The sequence below is a fragment of the Lentzea terrae genome, from assembly GCF_003265345.1.
Lineage (GTDB): Bacteria > Actinomycetota > Actinomycetes > Mycobacteriales > Pseudonocardiaceae > Lentzea > Lentzea terrae.
Genome location: NZ_QFWW01000003.1, coordinates 187523 through 204776, shown reverse-complemented (window position 1 = coordinate 204776; position 17254 = coordinate 187523). Strand labels below are relative to the sequence as shown.

Sequence of the window (17254 nt, the reverse complement as noted above, 5' to 3'; positions counted from 1 at the left end):
AGAACGAAAGAGCAAGCCCCTTTAGCTCAGTCGGCAGAGCGTCTCCATGGTAAGGAGAAGGTCTACGGTTCGATTCCGTAAAGGGGCTCCACTACTGGCCGCAGTGCTGAGCGCTGCGGCTTGTAGTTGTGTTAAAGCGGTGTAGCTCAGTTGGTAGAGCAAGCGGCTCATAATCGCTGTGTCGCCGGTTCAAGTCCGGCCACCGCTACGTGAGTGGGTGAGGTGTGTCGGCGGACTGCGCCGACCTTCCTCACTCCGCCATGATTTTGGGGGCCAAGCCCCCACACCCCTGGGCAGCGACGTTGCCCGCCCTCGCCAGACGGTAAGCCCGGACTGGGTTCCACGGGGGTTCATGTGCTCTCAGGAAGGCAAGGACCGTGGCTGCAACCGACGTACGCCCGAAGATCACCCTCGCGTGCGAGGAGTGCAAGCACCGGAACTACATCACCAGGAAGAACCGGCGCAACGACCCGGACCGCCTGGAGATCAAGAAGTTCTGCCCGAACTGCAAGACGCACCGCGCGCACAAGGAAACCCGCTGAGCGCGTAGTCAGATTTCGCACGAGGCCCGTCCCGCGGCTGGGGCGGGCCTCGTCGCATATAGGCTCTTCGGGTGCCTCTCGACCCCGCTTTCACCGGACGCAGCTATCCGCCGTCGCAGCCCTACGACGTGAGCCGCGAGAAGATCCGCGAGTTCGCCGACGCCATCGGCGCCACCAGCCCGGCCTACCGCGACGCCGAAGCCGCGAAGGCGTTGGGGCACAGGGATGTCATCGCGCCGCCCACGTTCGCGATCGTGGTGTCGATGAAGACCAACGAGACGGTCATGTTCGACCCGGAGCTGGAGCTCGACTACAGCCGCGTCGTGCACGGCGACCAGAGCTTCACCCACCACCGCCCCATCACCGCGGGCGACCAGCTCGTCTGCGTGGCGCACATCGACGCAATCACGTCCCGCATGGGCAACGACATGGTGACCGTGCGGACCGAGATCGGCACGGTCGAGGGCGAGCCCGTCACCACCGCCAGGTCGATGCTCGTCGTGAGGGGAGAAGACGCGTGACCCCGAAGGTTGTCACTGAAGTCGGCACCGAGCTGCCGGCGTTGTCCGTGCGCCTCAAGCGCGACGACCTGGTGCGCTACGCGGGCGCCTCGCTGGACTTCAACCCGATCCACTGGAACGAGAAGACCGCGAAGGACGTCGGCCTGCCGGACGTCATCGCGCACGGCATGCTGACGATGGCGGTGGCCTCGCGGATCGTCGCGGAGTGGATCGGCGACCCCGGCGCGATCGTCGAGTACGGCTGCCGGTTCGGCCGCCCGGTCGTGGTGCCCAACGACGACGAGGGCGCGCTGGTCGACGTGACCGCGAAGGTCACGAAGGACTTCGAAGACGGAACTGTGAAGGTCAACATCAACGCGAGTTTCGCGGGCAAGTCGGTCCTGACCGGCGCATTTGCTCGCGTACGTGTTTCCTGACACATGTGATCGGCCACGGTTGCCCGACCCTGATTCGTCTTCTCGGCATTCGTGTGGGTAGGCTGTGCGACAGGCCGCTCGGCAGATGCTTGGGCGGTCTGGTTGGAGTGGTCCGGGCAGGCTCCCGTACACTTCCAATCTTGTGCCAGGGGGTCTCTCGTGGATCCCGAAGGGGTGTAGCTCAACTGGCAGAGCAGCGGTCTCCAAAACCGCAGGTTGCAGGTTCAAGTCCTGTCGCCCCTGCTGTCGAAGCGTCATGGGTGGAGTGGAGGACGGCATGGCCGAGGGCCGCGAGCAGGACCAGCCGGAGGAGCGCGAAGGCGCCGTCCGGCCGTCCACTGCTGCGGCGCGACGTGAACGTCGTGCCTCCTCTCGCCCGGCCGCCCGCAAGGACGGCAGCAGCGCTGAGTCGAAGAAGAGCGCCGTCGAGTCCGACTCCTCGGACGACGACGCGAAGAAGGGTCGCCCGACCAAGACCCGTGAAGGACAGGAGAAGCGTCCCTCGCTGATCGGGCGGTTCTTCCGCTACATCCGCGAGGTCATCGGCGAACTCCGCAAGGTGATCTGGCCGACGCGCAAGCAGATGCTCACCTACACCGGTGTCGTGCTGGTGTTCGTGGTCTTCATGACGGCGCTGGTGTGGGCCCTCGACCTCGGCTTCGGCGCGGCTGTTTTCGAGTTGTTCGGCTGAGCCGGACAGCTGCCGCTGCAATCAGGAAGCGAGATCCACAGTGACCTCCGATAACGGCGTCGACGCCCAGGAGAAGACCGACCTCATCGACGACGAGGTGTCCGAGGACACCGCGCTCGACGAGACGGTCGAGTCGGAGGCTGTGGACTCCGAGGACACCGACGAGTCCGTCGACGTTCTCGCCATCGACGAGACCCCGATCGACGAAGAGATCGCCGACCCCGCCGAAGAGCTGCGTCAGGCCCTGCGCCACGCGCCCGGCGACTGGTACGTCGTGCACTCGTACGCCGGCTACGAGAACAAGGTCAAGGCGAACCTCGAGACTCGTATCCACACGCTCGACATGGAGGACTACATCTTCCAGGTCGAGGTGCCGACCGAAGAGGTCACCGAGATCAAGAACGGCCAGCGCAAGCTGGTGCAGCGCAAGGTGCTGCCCGGCTACATCCTGGTCCGCATGGAGCTCACCGACGCGTCCTGGAGCGCCGTCCGCAACACGCCGGGCGTGACCGGGTTCGTCGGAGCCACCTCCAAGCCCTCGCCCCTCACGATCGACGAGGTGCTGAAGTTCCTGCTTCCGCAGCAGGAGCAGAAGCCGGCCGAGGGCAAGAAGACCGCCTCCACCGCCGCGCCGAAGCCGACCATCGAGGTCGACTTCGAGGTGGGCGAGTCGGTCACCGTCATGGACGGACCGTTCGCCACGCTGCCCGCGACGATCAGCGAGGTCAACGCGGACGGCCAGAAGCTGAAGGTCCTGGTGTCGATCTTCGGCCGGGAGACGCCGGTCGAGCTGTCGTTCAGCCAGGTCTCCAAGATCTGAGCGATCCCCTCCTCGCGGAAGGGATCGATCGGCCACGCTGCGGCTGGCAGGGCCGCGCGCGGACACCGCAATAACAGGAAGTACGGACAATGCCACCCAAGAAGAAGAAGCTGTCAGCGATCATCAAGCTGCAGATCAAGGCTGGTGCCGCCAACCCGGCGCCGCCCGTTGGTCCCGCGCTTGGTCAGCACGGCGTCAACATCATGGAGTTCTGCAAGGCCTACAACGCCGCGACCGAGTCGCAGCGCGGTCAGGTCGTGCCGGTTGAGATCTCCGTGTACGAAGACCGCTCGTTCGACTTCAAGCTGAAGACCCCGCCGGCCGCGCGACTCATCCTCGCCGCCGCTGGTGTCGACAAGGGATCGGGCGAGCCCCACCGCGTCAAGGTCGCCAAGGTGACCATGGAGCAGGTGCGTCAGATCGCGCAGACCAAGATGGTCGACCTGAACGCGAACGACATCGACCAGGCCGCGAAGATCATCGCCGGCACCGCCCGTTCCATGGGCATCACGGTCGAAGGCTGATCGCACCCTTTTTCTAGCAAGCGTGGGAGAGCCGAGCGCGGCTCAATCACCACGAACTGATCCACGGTAAGGACAGAAGTTATGAAGCGCAGCAAGGCCTACAAGGCCGCCGCCGAGCTGGTGGACCGGGAGCGGCTGTACTCGCCGCTGGAGGCCGCCAAGCTCGCCAAGGAAACGTCCAAGGTGAAGCTGGACGCCACCGTCGAGGTTGCAATCCGCCTCGGCGTCGACCCTCGCAAGGCCGACCAGATGGTCCGCGGCACCGTGAACCTGCCGCACGGTACGGGCAAGACCGCCCGCGTGATCGTCTTCGCAACCGGTGACAAGGCCGCTGAGGCCGAGGCCGCCGGTGCGGACGCCGTTGGCTCCGAGGACCTGATCGAGCGCATCCAGGGTGGCTGGCTCGACTTCGACGCCGCGATCGCGACCCCCGACCAGATGGCGAAGGTCGGCCGCATCGCCCGCATCCTGGGCCCGCGTGGCCTGATGCCGAACCCCAAGACCGGCACCGTGACCCCCGAGGTCTCGAAGGCGGTGAACGACATCAAGGGCGGTAAGATCAACTTCCGCGTTGACAAGCAGGCCAACCTGCACTTCGTCATCGGCAAGGTGTCGTTCGACCCCGAGAAGCTGGTCGAGAACTACGCGGCGGCGCTGGACGAGGTCCTCCGGGCCAAGCCGTCCGCCGCCAAGGGCCGGTACGTCAAGAAGGTCACCGTCTCCACGACGATGGGCCCCGGCATCCCGGTCGACCCGAACCGCACCCGCAACATGCTGGTGGACGAGGCCTGAGCCTCGCGGTTCTAGTTCTCTGAAAGGCCCCGGTGCTTCGGCATCGGGGCCTTTTGCTTTTGCTGCCGGTAGTCGCTCGGCGAGACGCCCACCTGCTTCAGGAAGTGGTGGCGGAGGTTGTTGGCCGTGCCGATGCCGCTCAGTCCCGCGATCTTCTCCACGGACAGGCCCGTGGACTCCAGCAACACCTGTGCTCGCGCGATGCGTTCGCCCAGCAGCCACTGCAACGGCGTCGTGCCGGTGGTGGCGTGGAGCCGGCGGTAGAACGTCCGCGGGCTCATGGCGGCGCGCCGGGCCAGGTCCTCGATCGTGAGCGGCTCGTCCAGGCGGGCGCGGGCCCAGTCGAGCGCCGATTCCAGGCTCTGCTGGTCGTTCGGCGGGACCGAGAGGTCGATGACCTGGCTGCGGCCACCGGGGCGGTGTCCCGGCACGATCATCCGGCGAGCCAGCTGGTTGGCGACGTGGGCGCCGAGGTCGCGGTGCACCAGGTGCAGGCAGAGGTCGAGTCCTGCGGTCATGCCCGCGCTGGTCAGCACGTCACCCTCGTCCACGTAGAGGACCGAGTCGTCGACCTGGATCTTCGGGTACCGCTCGGCCAGCAACGCCGTGTGCATCCAGTGCGCGGTTGCCCTGCGTCCGTCCAGGAGACCGGCTTCGGCCAGCGCGTATGCACCGACGCACTGCGAGACGATCCGCGCGCCGTTCTCGTGTGCCTTGCGCAGGGTCGAGACCAGCTCGGGCGGCACGGGTGCGTTGTCCTCGACGACTTCCTCAGGCACCCAGGACACGAAGACGGTGTCCGCGTTCACGGCGTCGTCGAGGCTGTGGGTGGTGTGCAGGGTGAATCCGGGACCGTTGCCGCGCGTGTCGCTCCCCGTCCCGCACAACCACAGCTCGTACCAGGGGTCGGCGAGGTCGGGTTGCGGCGTGCCGAAGACGGCGGCGGTGATGCCCAGTTCGTAGAGGTCGGGCACACCGAGGTCGCTGGGGACGATCAGGGCGACGGAACCGGCACTCATGCTCACCAGCCTATGGCAGGAATTTGGTGAAAGGGGTCATTCCGGTCACTCGTTGAGTTGATCGCCGGGGACGAGGCTGAAGCCATGACATCTGAAGCGATCACCGTGCTGGGCCTCGGCAATCTCGGACGTGCGCTGGCGGAGGCGTTCGTGCGTGGCGGCCACTCCGTTTCGGTTTGGAACCGGTCCGCCTCGAAGGCCGCAGGGTTGGCGGCGACTGTCGCGGACAGCCCGGCGGAGGCGGTGGCGGCGAGTGAGCTCGTGGTCGTCGCCGTGCTCGATCAGCAAGCGGCACAACAGGTTCTGCGTGACGTGGACGTGCGCGGGCGTGCCATCGTCAACGTCACCTCAAGCACGCCCGACCAGGCACGCGAACTGGCGCGCTGGGCCGCGGACAACGGCGCGGAGTACCTGCAGGGCGCGGTGTACGCGGTGCCGGCGACGATCGGCACCGACGCGTCGTCGATCATCTACAGCGGCTCGTCGGCTGTGGTCGAACGCTGGCAGAAAGCGTTGGTGTTGCTGGGAAAGGTCAAGTACCTGGATGCGGACGCCAGTCGTGCCTCCGCGTACGACATCGCGATCGTCGCCGGGATGTACGGGCTGCTCGGCGGTTTCCTGCACGCGGCGGCGCTGGCGCGGGCCAACGGGATCAAGGTCGCCGAGCTCACGCCGTTCCTGTTGTCCTGGCTGACGGATCTCCACCCGGCACTCGCCACGTTCGCCGGGGAGATCGACGGTGCGAGCTACGCCGGCGGCGACTCGAGCCTGGCCATGAACCAGTCCGGGCTGGCCATGCTCATCGGTGCGACCAAGGCGCAGGGGGTTCCGTTCGCCGCGCTCGACTCGCTCAAGGCGTTGGTCGACCGGCAGATCGCCGACGGGCACGGGGAGGACAGCCTCGCCCGTGCGGTCGAGTCGTTCGCGGGGTCCAGCGCGTCACCCGCAGGTGCTGGGTGACCAGTCGGTGATGACCCAGCCGGAGCCGACCTTCTCGACGACGAAGGTGCCCAGGCGGGGGCCGCCCTCCACGGTCAGGGCGCAGGAGTCGATGGTGACCTTGGTGGTCGTTGGCGTCTTCAGCATGTCCGGCGGGAACATGACCTGCTGGTATTTGTCGACGCTGGTCACCTTCGTCTTCAGGTCTTTGACCGCGGCTGCGCAATCGCTTGCGCCGTACGCGTTGGCGAACTTCTGCCGGGTGTCGTCGCGCAGGAAGAGCGTGCAGGCGCGGGTGGTGTCGGCGAACGAGACGTGCTTGTAGAACATGCCGACGGTGCCCTGCAGACCGGCCGGCGCGCTGAGGCCCTGCGCCGGGCCGGTCACACCACCGCTGTCCTGGGCGATGTCGCCGGCGTCGTCGCGGCCGAAGTAGTGGTCGTAGGCCCAAATGCCGGCGATGACGACGAACAGGAGGAAGAGCGCGCGCCAGAACAGGCGACTGCCCAGCACGACGAGCCACCAGCGCTTGCCCTGGGGCTTCTGGGGCTGAGGTGCCTGGCCCGTGGCTTCCTGGTAGCGCTGGTACTCCTGGAAGCGCTGGAACTCCTGGAACTGTTTGAACTGCTCCGGGTCCATCTGAGGGGCAGGAGGCTGCGGCTGGCGGGGCGCGAGGTCCTTGCCTGGCTCGTCGGTCACACGTCACATCATGCCGATTTGGTTCGGCGGACACGACTCGCGTACTCTCTTCGATGGTTCTACCGAAGACCGCTGGTTTTCTCCGCAAGGAGAACGAAGGCCCCGTTGCAACACGGGCGGCCCGCGCAGGGAGGACGAGGCTGGCTTCTTGTTACGCCCCGTGCTGCTTGTGCGCGTGGGCGTTTTTGTTGTTTCGGAGCCTTCTCGGCTGGCGGTCTAACCCAGCCCAGAGAGGAGGCGATCATGGCGAAGCCCACGAAGGTTACGGCGGTCGCTGAGCTCGCGGACCAGTTCCGCAGCAGCTCGGCAGCGGTTGTCACCGAGTACCGTGGCCTCTCCATGGCGCAGCTCACCACGCTGCGTCGCGCTCTCGGCGCGGGCACCAAGTACACCGTCGCGAAGAACACGCTGGTCAAGCTGGCCGCTGCGGACGCCGGCGTCGAGGGCCTCGAGGCCCTCCTGTCCGGTCCGACCGCCATCGCGTTCGTCGAGGGCGAGCCCGTCGACGCCGCCAAGGCGATCCGCGACTTCGCGAAGGACAACAAGGCCCTGGTCATCAAGGGCGGCTACATGGATGGCCGCCCGCTCTCGGTCGAAGAGGTCACCGCGATTGCGGACCTCGAGAGCCGTGAGGTGCTGCTCGCGAAGCTCGCGGGCGCGATGAAGGGCAACCTGGCCAAGGCCGCGGGTCTGTTCAACGCCCCGGCTTCCCAGGTCGCTCGCCTGGCTGCTGCCCTGCAGGAGAAGAAGGCCGCTGCGGCTCCCGCCGCCGAGGCCGACGCTCCCGCCGAAAGCTGATCACCCGAAGACACACCCGACGCTTTCGCGCGGGAGATAGAAAGGAACGCCGATCATGGCGAAGCTCAGCACCGAAGAGCTGCTCGACGCTTTCAAGGAGATGACCCTCCTGGAGCTGTCCGAGTTCGTGAAGCAGTTCGAGGAGACCTTCGAGGTCACCGCCGCGGCGCCCGTCGCCGTTGCCGCCGTGGGCCCGGCCGGCCCCGCTGCCGCCGCCGAGGAGGAGAAGGACGAGTTCACCGTCGTTCTCGAGGGCGCCGGCGACAAGAAGATCCAGGTCATCAAGGTCGTCCGCGAGGTCGTCTCGGGCCTGGGCCTGAAGGAGGCCAAGGAGCTCGTCGAGTCCGCTCCGAAGCCGCTCCTCGAGAACGTCGCGAAGGACGTTGCCGAGGCCGCCAAGGAGAAGCTCGAGGCCGCTGGCGCCAAGATCTCGCTCAAGTGATCTTGGCCCCGCGTTGGGGCTTTGGTTTTGCCTGAACGGGCGTGCACCTTTCAACGGGGGTGCACGCCCGTTTTGTTGTTTCTGGGGCTGCCGTTCCGGCGTGTTCGCGTCGGTTGCGTAGGTAGTCCCCCTGTTGCGTTGGCGGGTGGCGGTTTGTTGTCCGTGCGGGGTCGCCTTGCGTGCGTAGCGTTCCGGTTTCGTAGCGTTCCCCTGTTGCGTGCTCCCGTTCACCGTGCGTGCTTCCCCTTGGGAGGCGCCGCCCCCAAACCCCGCCAATCTGATCTGGGGATACCACGCCGCTCTCGGGTTGATGGCACGCCTGTTGCTGTGGGCGGCACGACTCGTGACGGGGACCCGCCCGCACCGCGTTCCAAGCTTTCAAGCGCCTCGGCTGCGCCATCGGGTCGGCTCGCCTTCGGCATCGCATTTGAGGGGGCCTCACCTTTTGGCTTCGGTGCCCATTTCCAGGGTGTGCCTGGAGTCACATTGGGCGCCGATTTACCGGTTGTCAGGCAGTGGTCCAGGCGGCGTTGACCGTTTTGCGAGGTCACCCTGCGTGGCGTTATCGGAACGCAACCGGCGTTAGGCCAACTGGTGAGTAACCTGCCGCGAACAGATTCGTTGCCCCAGTGTGACGCCGATCGCCGCGGCGTCTTGGGCGTGTGCGGAGGTGCGGATGGGCGTCGAGGTGGTCGTCGAGGGTCTGACCAAGTCCTTCGGCAAGCAGACCATCTGGCAGGACGTCACGCTCACGCTGCCGCCAGGTGAGGTCAGCGTGATGCTCGGGCCGTCGGGTACCGGGAAGAGCGTGTTCCTGAAGTCGCTGGTGGGGCTGCTCAAGCCGGAAAAGGGCAAGATCGTCATCAACGGGACGGATCTTGTGCGGTGCTCTGAGCACAGGCTGTACGAGATTCGGAAGATGTTCGGCGTGCTGTTCCAGGACGGTGCGTTGTTCGGGTCGATGAACCTGTACGACAACATCGCGTTTCCGCTCAGGGAGCACACCCGCAAGACCGAGGCCGAGGTCAGGCGCATCGTCCTCGAGAAGATGGAGATGGTCGGTCTCGTCGGGGCCGAGAAGAAGCTGCCCGGTGAGATTTCCGGCGGCATGCGCAAGCGGGCCGGGTTGGCCAGGGCGCTCGTGCTGGACCCCGAGATCATTCTCTGTGACGAGCCGGACTCAGGGCTGGACCCGGTCAGGACGGCCTACCTGAGCCAGCTCCTCATCGACCTCAACGCCCAGATCGACGCGACGATTCTGATCGTCACGCACAACATCAACATCGCGCGGACCGTGCCGGACAACCTCGGGATGTTGTTCCGGCGGGAGCTCGTCATGTTCGGGCCGCGCGAGGTGTTGCTGACCAGCGACGAGCCCGTGGTCGAGCAGTTCCTCAACGGGCGGCGGCTCGGGCCCATCGGCATGTCCGAGGAGAAGGACCAGGCCACGATGGCCGCCGAGCAGGCTCATGCGGACGCCGGGCACTCGGACGGGTCGCCGGACGAGGACATGCGCGGGGTCGTGCCGCAGCTGGAGCCGACGCCCGGGTTGCCGTTCCGGGACGCGGTTCGGCGGCGCAAGGATCGGGTCATGTCGATCATTCACCAGCTGCCGTACGAGGCGCAGCAGGGGATCATCGCGAGTCTTACGGCCGATGATTTGGCGCGGTACAACGTGCACGCTGCGGCGCCTAGCCCGTGGCCGCGTCACGGTGGTGTGCTGTGACTGCGCCGACGACTTTTCCCGGCGCCGGGGCGTTGCGGGAGACCGGGAAGCTGTGCCAGCTCGGGATCGACGTCGTGCGGACGTCGTTCAAGAGGCCGTTCCAGTTGCGGGAGTTCATCCAGCAGAGCTGGTTCATCGTCAGCGTGACGGTGTTGCCGACGGCGCTGGTGTCCATTCCGTTCGGTGCGGTCATCGCGTTGCAGCTGGGGAGTTTGACGCGGCAGATCGGCGCGCAGTCGTTCACCGGTGCGGCCAGCGTGCTGGCGATCATCCAGCAGGCCAGTCCGATCGTGACGGCGCTGTTGATCGCGGGTGCGGGTGGCAGTGCGATCTGTGCGGATCTTGGCAGTCGGAAGATCCGCGAAGAGATCGACGCCATGGAAGTGCTCGGTGTCAGCCCGATCCAACGGCTCGTCGTGCCCAGGGTCCTCGCGGCGATGCTGGTTTCCGTGCTCCTCAACGGCATGGTGAGCGTCGTCGGTGTGCTCGGCGGGTACTTCTTCAACGTGATCATGCAGGACGGCACGCCTGGCGCTTACCTCGCGAGCTTCAGCGCGTTGGCGCAGCTGCCGGACCTGTGGATCAGTGAGATCAAGGCGCTGATCTTCGGCTTCATCGCTGGCATCGTGGCCGCGTACCGGGGGCTCAACCCCGCGGGCGGGCCGAAGGGCGTTGGTGACGCGGTGAACCAGGCCGTGGTCATCACGTTCCTGTTGTTGTTCTTCGTCAACTTCGTCCTCACCACGATCTACCTGCAGGTCGTGCCCGCGAAGGGGAGCTGACGATGGCGAACAAGGCACTGTCCACCCTGGACGGGTTCGGCGACCAGCTCGCCTTCTACATCAAGGCGTTGGCGTGGACGCCGCGTGCGCTCAAGCGGTACTCCAAGGAGACGATCCGGCTGCTGGCCGAGGTCAGCTTCGGCAGCGGTGCGCTTGCAGTCATCGGCGGCACGATCGGCGTGATGGTCGGGCTGTCCGTGTTCACGGGCACGGTTGTCGGTCTGCAGGGATTCACGGCGCTGAACCAGATCGGCACGAGTGCGTTCGCGGGCTTCGTGAGTGCGTACTTCAACACTCGTGAGATCGCGCCGCTGGTTGCTGGGCTTGCGCTGTCAGCGACCGTCGGCAGTGGCTTCACGGCGCAGCTCGGCGCGATGCGGATCTCCGAGGAGATCGACGCACTCGAGGTCATGGGCATTCCGAGTCTGCCGTTCCTGGTGACCACGCGGATCATCGCCGGGTTCATCGCGATCATCCCGCTGTACGTGATCGGCCTGCTGACGAGCTATCTGGCGGCGCGGACGATCACGGTCGAGTTCTACGGGCAGTCGGCCGGCACGTACGACCACTACTTCAACCTGTTCCTACCGCCGATCGACGTGCTCTGGTCGTTCGGCAAGGTGCTGGTGTTCGCGGTCGTGATCATCATGACCCACTGCTACTACGGCTACCGCGCGAGCGGCGGGCCGGCCGGGGTCGGTGTGGCGGTCGGACGGGCCGTGCGGACGGCGATCGTCACGACGGCGCTGCTCGACTTCTTCCTGAGCCTCGCGATCTGGGGTGCTACGACGACGGTGAGGATCGCGGGATGAGGAAACGCGTGCTGGGCATCGCCTTTCTCCTCGCGATCGCCATGTTCCTGTCACTCACGGTGGCCCTGTACAAGGACGTCTTCAGCGACTACGTGAAGGTCACGCTCAAGACCGACCACATCGGCAACCAGCTGCAGACGGCCAGCGACGTCAAGGTGCGTGGGCTGATCGTCGGGTCGGTGAAGGCCATCCGCACGGTCGGCGACGGCGCCGAGCTGGAGCTGGCCCTGTTGCCGGACAAGGTCGAGCAGATCCCCGGCAACGTCAGCGCGCGGCTGCTGCCCAAGACGTTGTTCGGTGAGCGGTACGTGAACCTCGTGCTGCCGCAGCAGAAGAACGCGGCGATCAAAGAGGGCGCCGTCATCGAGCAGGACCGGACCAGCAGCGCGATCGAGCTGGAACGCGTGCTGGACAACCTGATGCCGGTGTTGCAGGCCATTCAGCCGGAGAAGCTCGCCACCACGCTGACCGCGCTGTCGCAGGCGTTGGACGGACGGGGCAAGCCGCTCGGGCAGACGCTCGTGTCGCTGGACGCCTACCTCGGCGAGCTCAACCCGCAGCTGCCCGCGTTGAAGGAGAACATCTCCAAGCTCGCGGACGTCTCGAACGTCTACGCCGACGCGGCCCCGGACCTGTTGCAGGCGCTCAACGACATGACGACGACGACCAAGACCGTCGTCGAGCAGCGGGACAACCTGCTCGCGCTGTACGGGTCGATGACCACGACGTCGCAGGACCTCACCAGCTTCCTCACGGTCAACAAGAACAACATCATCGGTCTCGCCGACACCAGCCGCCCGACGCTGGAGCTGCTGGCCAAGTACGCGCCCGAGTACCCGTGCCTGCTCAAGGGCCTCGCGGAGTTCGAGCCGGTCATCAGCAAGGCGTTCGGCGAGGGCACCAACGAGCCCGGCCTGCACATCACGCTGGAGATCACGCAGAACCGCGGCAAGTACAAGCCGAACCTCGACGAGCCCGAGTACCGGGACAAGCGCGGACCCCGCTGCTACGACCTGATCCCGCGGCCGAACCCGTTCCCGCAGTACCCGCCGGAGGGTCCGGTGCAGGACGGCACCAGCTCGCCGCCGCCCGCCCGCGTCGCCAACGACGGGATCCTGCCGCCCGCCAACGCCGGCAACGTGACGTCCACGTCGTCGGCGCAGGACGTGCTCAGGCTCGCGAACTCGCCGGAGGAGGCCAGGTTGATCGCGGCGCTCTTCGGACCGCGGCTCGGCGTCGACCCGCAGGACATGCCGGGCTGGTCGAGCCTGCTGCTCGGACCGCTCGTGCGCGGGACGGAGGTGACGGTCAAGTGAAGGGAGTGCTCGCCCCGCTGGTCAAGCTGATCACCTTCGCGGTGGTCACGATCCTCGCCACGACGCTGCTCGCGGTGACCATCGCCAACGTGAACCTGGCCGACGCCACGGACTACAAGGCGCGCTTCACCGACGTCACGGCGTTGAACGCGGGCGACGACATCCGCATCGCCGGTGTGCGCGTCGGGCAGGTCGACGAGATCAAGGTCGTGGACCGCAAGACCGCCGAGGTCGAGTTCTCGATCGACGGCGACCGCAAGCTGCCGGGGTCGGTCACGGCGACGATCAAGTACCGCAACCTGGTGGGACAGCGGTACATCGCGCTCGAAGCCGGCACCGGTGACACCAAGGCCGTGCTGCCGGAAGGCGGCACGATCCCGTTGGAGCGCACCAAGCCCGCGCTCGACCTGACCGTGCTGTTCAACGGCTTCAAGCCGCTCTTCCAGGCGCTGTCGCCGGAGGACGTGAACAAGCTGTCGTTCGAGATCATCCAGGTGCTGCAGGGAGAAGGCAGCACGATCGACAGCCTGCTGCAGCACACGGCGTCGCTGACCAGCACGCTGGCCGGCAAGGACAAGGTGATCGGCGAGGTCGTCGACAACCTGAACACCGCGCTGGACACCGTGAACTCGCGCGATGAGGACTTCAACCAGCTCGTGATCACGTTGCAGACGCTGGTTTCCGGCCTCGCGCAGGACCGCCAGCCGATCGGTGACGCGATCACCGCGCTCGGCGACCTGACCAACGCGACGGCGGGGCTGCTGGAGCAAGGCCGCGAGCCGTTGAAGAACGACATCGCGCAGCTCGGGCTCGTCTCGAAGAACCTGGCGGACAACGAACAGATCGTCGACGGCGTGCTGCAGCGGCTGCCGAACAAGCTGGAGACGATCACGCGCACTGCGACCTACGGTTCGTGGTTCAACTTCTTCCTGTGCGAGGGCACCGGCCAGGTCGCGGTGCCGCCGGTCATCAAGGACCCCATTCCGATCACGGCGTTGCCGGTGACACAGCAGAGGTGCCGCCGATGAAACAGCGCAACCCGATCAGGACCGGCGCGATCAGCCTCACACTGATCGTCCTGCTGCTGCTGGCCGCGTTCTACTCGGATGACCTGCCGATCGTCGGCGGTGGCACGAGCTACGCCGCGGACTTCAGCGAGGCGGCGGGACTGGTGCCGGGCAACGAGGTCCGCGTCGCCGGCGTGAAGGTCGGCAAGGTCACCAAGGTCAAGCTGAACGGCGACCGGGTGCGGGTGACGTTCAAGGTCAAGAGCGCCTGGGTGGGCGACCGGACGACCGCGATGATCCGCATCAAGACGTTGCTGGGCCAGAAGTTCCTGGCGCTCGACCCGCAGGGCACCCAGCCGCTCTCGCCGGGCGACCCGATCCCGAAGGAGCGCACGCTCGCGCCGTACGACGTGAACGAGGCGTTCAACGGGCTCGCCACGACCGTCGGGCAGATCGACACCAAGCAGCTCGCGGACAGCTTCACGGTGCTGTCGGACACCTTCAAGAACTCGCCCGAGCACGTGCGGGGCGCGTTGGACGGCCTGTCCGCGCTGTCGAAGACGATCTCGTCGCGCGACGAGCAGCTGGCCAAGCTGCTGCAGAACACCAGGCAGCTGACCAAGACGCTGGCCGACCGCAACGCCGAGTTCGAGAAGCTCCTCGCGGACGGCAACCTGCTGCTCGGCGAGCTGCGCAAGCGGCGCGAGGCGATCAGCGCGCTGCTGACCGGAACGCGGGACCTGGCGCGTGAGCTGACCGGGCTGGTGCAGGACAACCAGAACCAGCTCAAGCCGGCGCTGGAGCAGCTCGGCCGGGTCACCACGATGCTGCAGCGCAACCAGGACAACCTCGACCGCAGCCTCACGTTGCTGGCGCCGTTCTACCGGGTGTTCGCGAACACCCTGGGCAACGGGCGCTGGTTCGACACCTACATCTGCGGTCTGCTGCCTCCGTCGGTGAACCTCGGCGTCGTCGGGTTCAACGAGGAAGGCTGCCTGCCTCCGGGGGTGCAGCGATGACAACGGCAGCCAACACGAAACTGGGCCGCGCGATCGCGATGGCCTGTGTGCTCGCGCTGGTCGCGACCGCGGCGCTGTGGTGGATCTTCGCGGGGATGAACGAGCGCAAGGTGACCGCGCACTTCGCCGGTGCCGTCGGCGTGTACCCCGGCGGTGACGTGCGGGTGCTCGGCGTGAAGGTCGGCACCATCGACGAGGTCGTGCCGGAGGGCAAGACAGTCCGGGTCGTCTTCTTCGTCGACCGCGACGTGCGGATCCCGCAGAACGCGCAGGCCGTCGTGGTCTCGCCGAGCGTGGTCAGCGACCGGTACGTGCAGCTCGCGCCCGCCTACACCGGTGGGCTGACGATGGGCGACAACGCCGTGATCCCGCGCGAGCGCACCGCGACGCCGGTCGAGCTCGACGAGCTCTACCAGTCGCTGGACAAGCTCACGACCGCGTTGGGCCCCAACGGTGCGAACGCCGACGGCGCGCTCGCGGACCTGCTGAACTCCGCCGCGAAGAACCTCGAAGGCAACGGCCAGGCGCTCAACGACACGTTGAAGAACCTCGGCCAGGCCACGCGGACGTTGTCGGGGTCCAAAGAGGACCTCTTCGCGACCGTCGACAACCTGCAGAAGTTCACCGCCATGCTGGCCGCGAACGACAGCCAGGTGCGGGATTTCAACAAGCAGCTGGCCGACGTGACGAAGCTGCTGGCCGACGAGCGCGGTGACCTCGGTGCCGCGCTGAACGAGCTGGCGACCGCGCTGCAGCAGGTGCAGGGCTTCATCAAGGACAACCGCGAGGTGCTCAAGTCCAATGTGGACAAGTTGGCCTCGATCACGCAGGTGCTGGTGAACCAGCGGGCCGCGCTGGCGGAGACGCTCGACGTGGCCCCGTTGGCACTGGGCAACCTGCAGAACTCCTACAACGCGGCGTCCGGCACGCTCGACACCCGCGCGAACATCAACGAGCTGAACCAGCCGCCGATCGTGCTGATCTGCAAGCTGGTGCAGCAGGCGACGCCGAACAACGTGCCGCCGGTGCTCGCGCAGACGTGCAAGCAGCTGGAGCCGGTCCTGTCCGGTGCGGTGCCGCTGCCGACGCCGGCCCAGGCGCTCTCCGACCTCAACGCGGGCAAGCTGCCGCTGCCCCTGCCGGTTGCGGGGGTGCCGCGGTGAAGAAGCTCGCGATTGCCTTGTCAGCGTTGGTCTTGGCCGGCTGTGGTTCCGGCGGGTTCGACGGCGTCTACAACATGCCGCTGCCGGGCGGCGCCGACGTCGGCGACCACCCGTACCGGGTCAAGGCGCAGTTCAAGGACGTGCTGGACCTGGTCCCGCAGGCGGGCGTGAAGGTCAACGACGTGCCGGTCGGCCGGGTCGAGAAGATCGACCTGGCCGGGGACGGCTGGACGGCCGAGGTGACCATGCTGGTCAACGGTGACGTGCAGCTGCCGGCTAACGCGTTCGCGAAGCTGCGCCAGTCGGCGTTGCTCGGTGAGAAGTTCGTCGAGCTCGGCAAGCCTCCCAAAAATGATCAAACACAGGCGCCTTCCGGGAAGCTCGGAGATGGCTCTGTGATCCCGTTGGAGAAGACCAACCGCAACCCCGAGGTCGAAGAGGTCTTCGGCGCGTTGTCGTTGCTGCTCAACGGTGGTGGTGTGGCGCAGCTGCAGAACATCACCAAGGAGCTCAACGCCGCGATGGAGGGCAACGAGCAGCAGATCCGTTCGTTGCTGGGCAACCTGAACACGTTCGTCGGGGAGCTCGACAAGCACAAGGCGGAGATCGTCCGCGCGTTGGACTCGATCAACCGCCTGGCCGGGACGCTGGCGCAGCAGCGGGAGAAGATCGCGGTGGCGCTGACCGACCTGGAGCCGGGGCTGCGGGTGATCGCCGAGCAGCGCACGCAGCTCGTCACGTTGCTGCAGTCGCTGGACAAGCTCTCCGACGTCGCGACGGACACGGTGATCAAGAGCCGGGACGACATCGTGGCGGACCTGAAGGCGTTGCAGCCGACGCTGCAGAAGCTCGCGGAGTCGGGGCAGAACCTGCCCAAGGCGTTCGAGCTGCTGCTGACCTACCCGTTCCCGGACGCGGCGGTCGACGGCATCAAGGGCGACTACACGAACCTCTACGCCGACCTGGACCTCAACCTGGGCACGATCCTCGACAACCTCGGGCGGTCGCGGCAGTCCCCGCTGGACGGACTGATCCCGTCGCAGGGCACGCCGTTGCCGTTGCCGAACATCCCGTTGCCCGGCTTGAACCAGGGCAGCGGGTCCGGGCTGGGTGACCTGCTCGGCGGCCTGCTGGGAGGTGGTCGCAAGTGATCACGCGCGGAACGAAGCTCAAGATCGGCGCGTTCGTGCTGGTCGCGTTGCTGGGTGTCTCGTACGTCAGCGCGA

20 protein-coding genes and 3 tRNA genes are annotated in these 17254 nt (G+C 66.6%); 21 read left to right on the top strand and 2 right to left on the bottom strand.

Features of this window, described 5'->3' with window-relative positions:
* The first annotated feature begins 15 nt into the window (after nucleotides 1-15).
* From DI276_RS06675 to rplA, 10 genes are all read left to right on the top strand, one after another.
* Nucleotides 16-91: transfer RNA gene (locus DI276_RS06675), tRNA-Thr, on the top strand.
* A gap of 44 nt (nucleotides 92-135) precedes the next feature.
* A tRNA-Met gene (locus DI276_RS06670) sits at nucleotides 136-208 on the top strand.
* Nucleotides 209-377: 169 nt separating this feature from the next.
* Nucleotides 378-542, top strand: coding sequence for a 50S ribosomal protein L33 (gene rpmG / locus DI276_RS06665; RefSeq protein WP_015105301.1), 165 nt, complete (start codon nucleotides 378-380; stop codon nucleotides 540-542).
* Between the two features lie 71 nt (nucleotides 543-613).
* Nucleotides 614-1063 (top strand): MaoC family dehydratase N-terminal domain-containing protein, encoded by a 450-nt coding sequence (locus tag DI276_RS06660; protein ID WP_112262380.1) that lies wholly within the window; start codon nucleotides 614-616, stop codon nucleotides 1061-1063.
* On the top strand, nucleotides 1060-1479 hold the full coding sequence (locus tag DI276_RS06655; protein ID WP_112262379.1) for a MaoC/PaaZ C-terminal domain-containing protein: 420 nt from the start codon (nucleotides 1060-1062) through the stop codon (nucleotides 1477-1479). Before DI276_RS06660 ends, DI276_RS06655 begins: the two co-directional genes overlap by 4 nt.
* Before the next feature lie 170 nt (nucleotides 1480-1649).
* Nucleotides 1650-1722: transfer RNA gene (locus DI276_RS06650), tRNA-Trp, on the top strand.
* A 13-nt stretch (nucleotides 1723-1735) separates the two neighbouring features.
* Nucleotides 1736-2170, top strand: coding sequence for a preprotein translocase subunit SecE (gene secE / locus DI276_RS06645; RefSeq protein WP_112262378.1), 435 nt, complete (start codon nucleotides 1736-1738; stop codon nucleotides 2168-2170).
* A 40-nt stretch (nucleotides 2171-2210) separates the two neighbouring features.
* Nucleotides 2211-2990 carry a transcription termination/antitermination protein NusG gene (gene nusG, locus DI276_RS06640; protein ID WP_112262377.1) on the top strand — a complete coding sequence of 260 codons (780 nt, stop codon included), beginning with the start codon at nucleotides 2211-2213 and terminating at the stop codon, nucleotides 2988-2990.
* A gap of 89 nt (nucleotides 2991-3079) precedes the next feature.
* Nucleotides 3080-3514 (top strand): 50S ribosomal protein L11, encoded by a 435-nt coding sequence (gene rplK, locus DI276_RS06635; RefSeq protein WP_065915943.1) that lies wholly within the window; start codon nucleotides 3080-3082, stop codon nucleotides 3512-3514.
* An 81-nt stretch (nucleotides 3515-3595) separates the two neighbouring features.
* Complete coding sequence (gene rplA / locus DI276_RS06630) at nucleotides 3596-4306, top strand: 50S ribosomal protein L1 (RefSeq protein ID WP_112262376.1); 711 nt, start codon at nucleotides 3596-3598, stop codon at nucleotides 4304-4306.
* 11 nt (nucleotides 4307-4317) lie between these two features.
* Here the strand turns inward: rplA and DI276_RS06625 are convergent, their stop codons facing one another.
* Complete coding sequence (locus DI276_RS06625; protein ID WP_112262421.1) at nucleotides 4318-5325, bottom strand: helix-turn-helix domain-containing protein; 1008 nt, start codon at nucleotides 5323-5325, stop codon at nucleotides 4318-4320.
* A gap of 84 nt (nucleotides 5326-5409) precedes the next feature.
* On the opposite strand from DI276_RS06625, the gene DI276_RS06620 reads away from it, so the two are divergent.
* Nucleotides 5410-6285 (top strand): NAD(P)-dependent oxidoreductase, encoded by an 876-nt coding sequence (locus DI276_RS06620; protein ID WP_112262375.1) that lies wholly within the window; start codon nucleotides 5410-5412, stop codon nucleotides 6283-6285.
* Here the strand turns inward: DI276_RS06620 and DI276_RS06615 are convergent.
* The gene (locus DI276_RS06615; RefSeq protein WP_112262374.1) at nucleotides 6265-6963 is read right to left on the bottom strand and encodes a hypothetical protein; all 699 of its coding nucleotides are present in this window, start codon (nucleotides 6961-6963) and stop codon (nucleotides 6265-6267) included. The two genes, DI276_RS06620 and DI276_RS06615, sit on opposite strands and share 21 nt — an antisense overlap.
* A 243-nt stretch (nucleotides 6964-7206) precedes the next feature.
* Between DI276_RS06615 and rplJ the strand changes: the two genes are divergently transcribed.
* The 10 genes from rplJ (at nucleotide 7207) to DI276_RS06565 (ending at nucleotide 17179) form a co-directional block, all read left to right on the top strand.
* Nucleotides 7207-7761 (top strand): 50S ribosomal protein L10, encoded by a 555-nt coding sequence (gene rplJ, locus DI276_RS06610; protein WP_112262373.1) that lies wholly within the window; start codon nucleotides 7207-7209, stop codon nucleotides 7759-7761.
* A gap of 55 nt (nucleotides 7762-7816) precedes the next feature.
* Nucleotides 7817-8203, top strand: a complete 387-nt coding sequence (gene rplL / locus DI276_RS06605) for a 50S ribosomal protein L7/L12 (RefSeq protein WP_112262372.1) — start codon at nucleotides 7817-7819, stop codon at nucleotides 8201-8203.
* Between the two features lie 676 nt (nucleotides 8204-8879).
* On the top strand, nucleotides 8880-9929 hold the full coding sequence (locus DI276_RS06600) for an ABC transporter ATP-binding protein (protein WP_112262420.1): 1050 nt from the start codon (nucleotides 8880-8882) through the stop codon (nucleotides 9927-9929).
* Complete coding sequence (locus tag DI276_RS06595; RefSeq protein WP_112262371.1) at nucleotides 9926-10711, top strand: MlaE family ABC transporter permease; 786 nt, start codon at nucleotides 9926-9928, stop codon at nucleotides 10709-10711. The genes DI276_RS06600 and DI276_RS06595 overlap by 4 nt, the downstream gene beginning before the upstream one ends.
* Before the next feature lie 2 nt (nucleotides 10712-10713).
* Entirely contained in the window at nucleotides 10714-11523 is an 810-nt protein-coding gene (locus DI276_RS06590; RefSeq protein ID WP_112262370.1) for an MlaE family ABC transporter permease, read from the top strand.
* Nucleotides 11520-12839 carry an MCE family protein gene (locus tag DI276_RS06585; protein ID WP_112262369.1) on the top strand — a complete coding sequence of 440 codons (1320 nt, stop codon included), beginning with the start codon at nucleotides 11520-11522 and terminating at the stop codon, nucleotides 12837-12839. Before DI276_RS06590 ends, DI276_RS06585 begins: the two co-directional genes overlap by 4 nt.
* Nucleotides 12836-13867 carry an MCE family protein gene (locus DI276_RS06580; RefSeq protein WP_112262368.1) on the top strand — a complete coding sequence of 344 codons (1032 nt, stop codon included), beginning with the start codon at nucleotides 12836-12838 and terminating at the stop codon, nucleotides 13865-13867. Before DI276_RS06585 ends, DI276_RS06580 begins: the two co-directional genes overlap by 4 nt.
* Nucleotides 13864-14865 carry an MCE family protein gene (locus DI276_RS06575; protein ID WP_112262419.1) on the top strand — a complete coding sequence of 334 codons (1002 nt, stop codon included), beginning with the start codon at nucleotides 13864-13866 and terminating at the stop codon, nucleotides 14863-14865. Before DI276_RS06580 ends, DI276_RS06575 begins: the two co-directional genes overlap by 4 nt.
* A complete protein-coding gene (locus tag DI276_RS06570) occupies nucleotides 14862-16028 on the top strand; it encodes an MCE family protein (protein WP_112262367.1) in 1167 nt (388 codons plus the stop codon). The genes DI276_RS06575 and DI276_RS06570 overlap by 4 nt, the downstream gene beginning before the upstream one ends.
* Entirely contained in the window at nucleotides 16025-17179 is a 1155-nt protein-coding gene (locus tag DI276_RS06565; RefSeq protein ID WP_112262366.1) for an MCE family protein, read from the top strand. Before DI276_RS06570 ends, DI276_RS06565 begins: the two co-directional genes overlap by 4 nt.
* The last annotated feature ends 75 nt before the right edge of the window (nucleotides 17180-17254 follow it).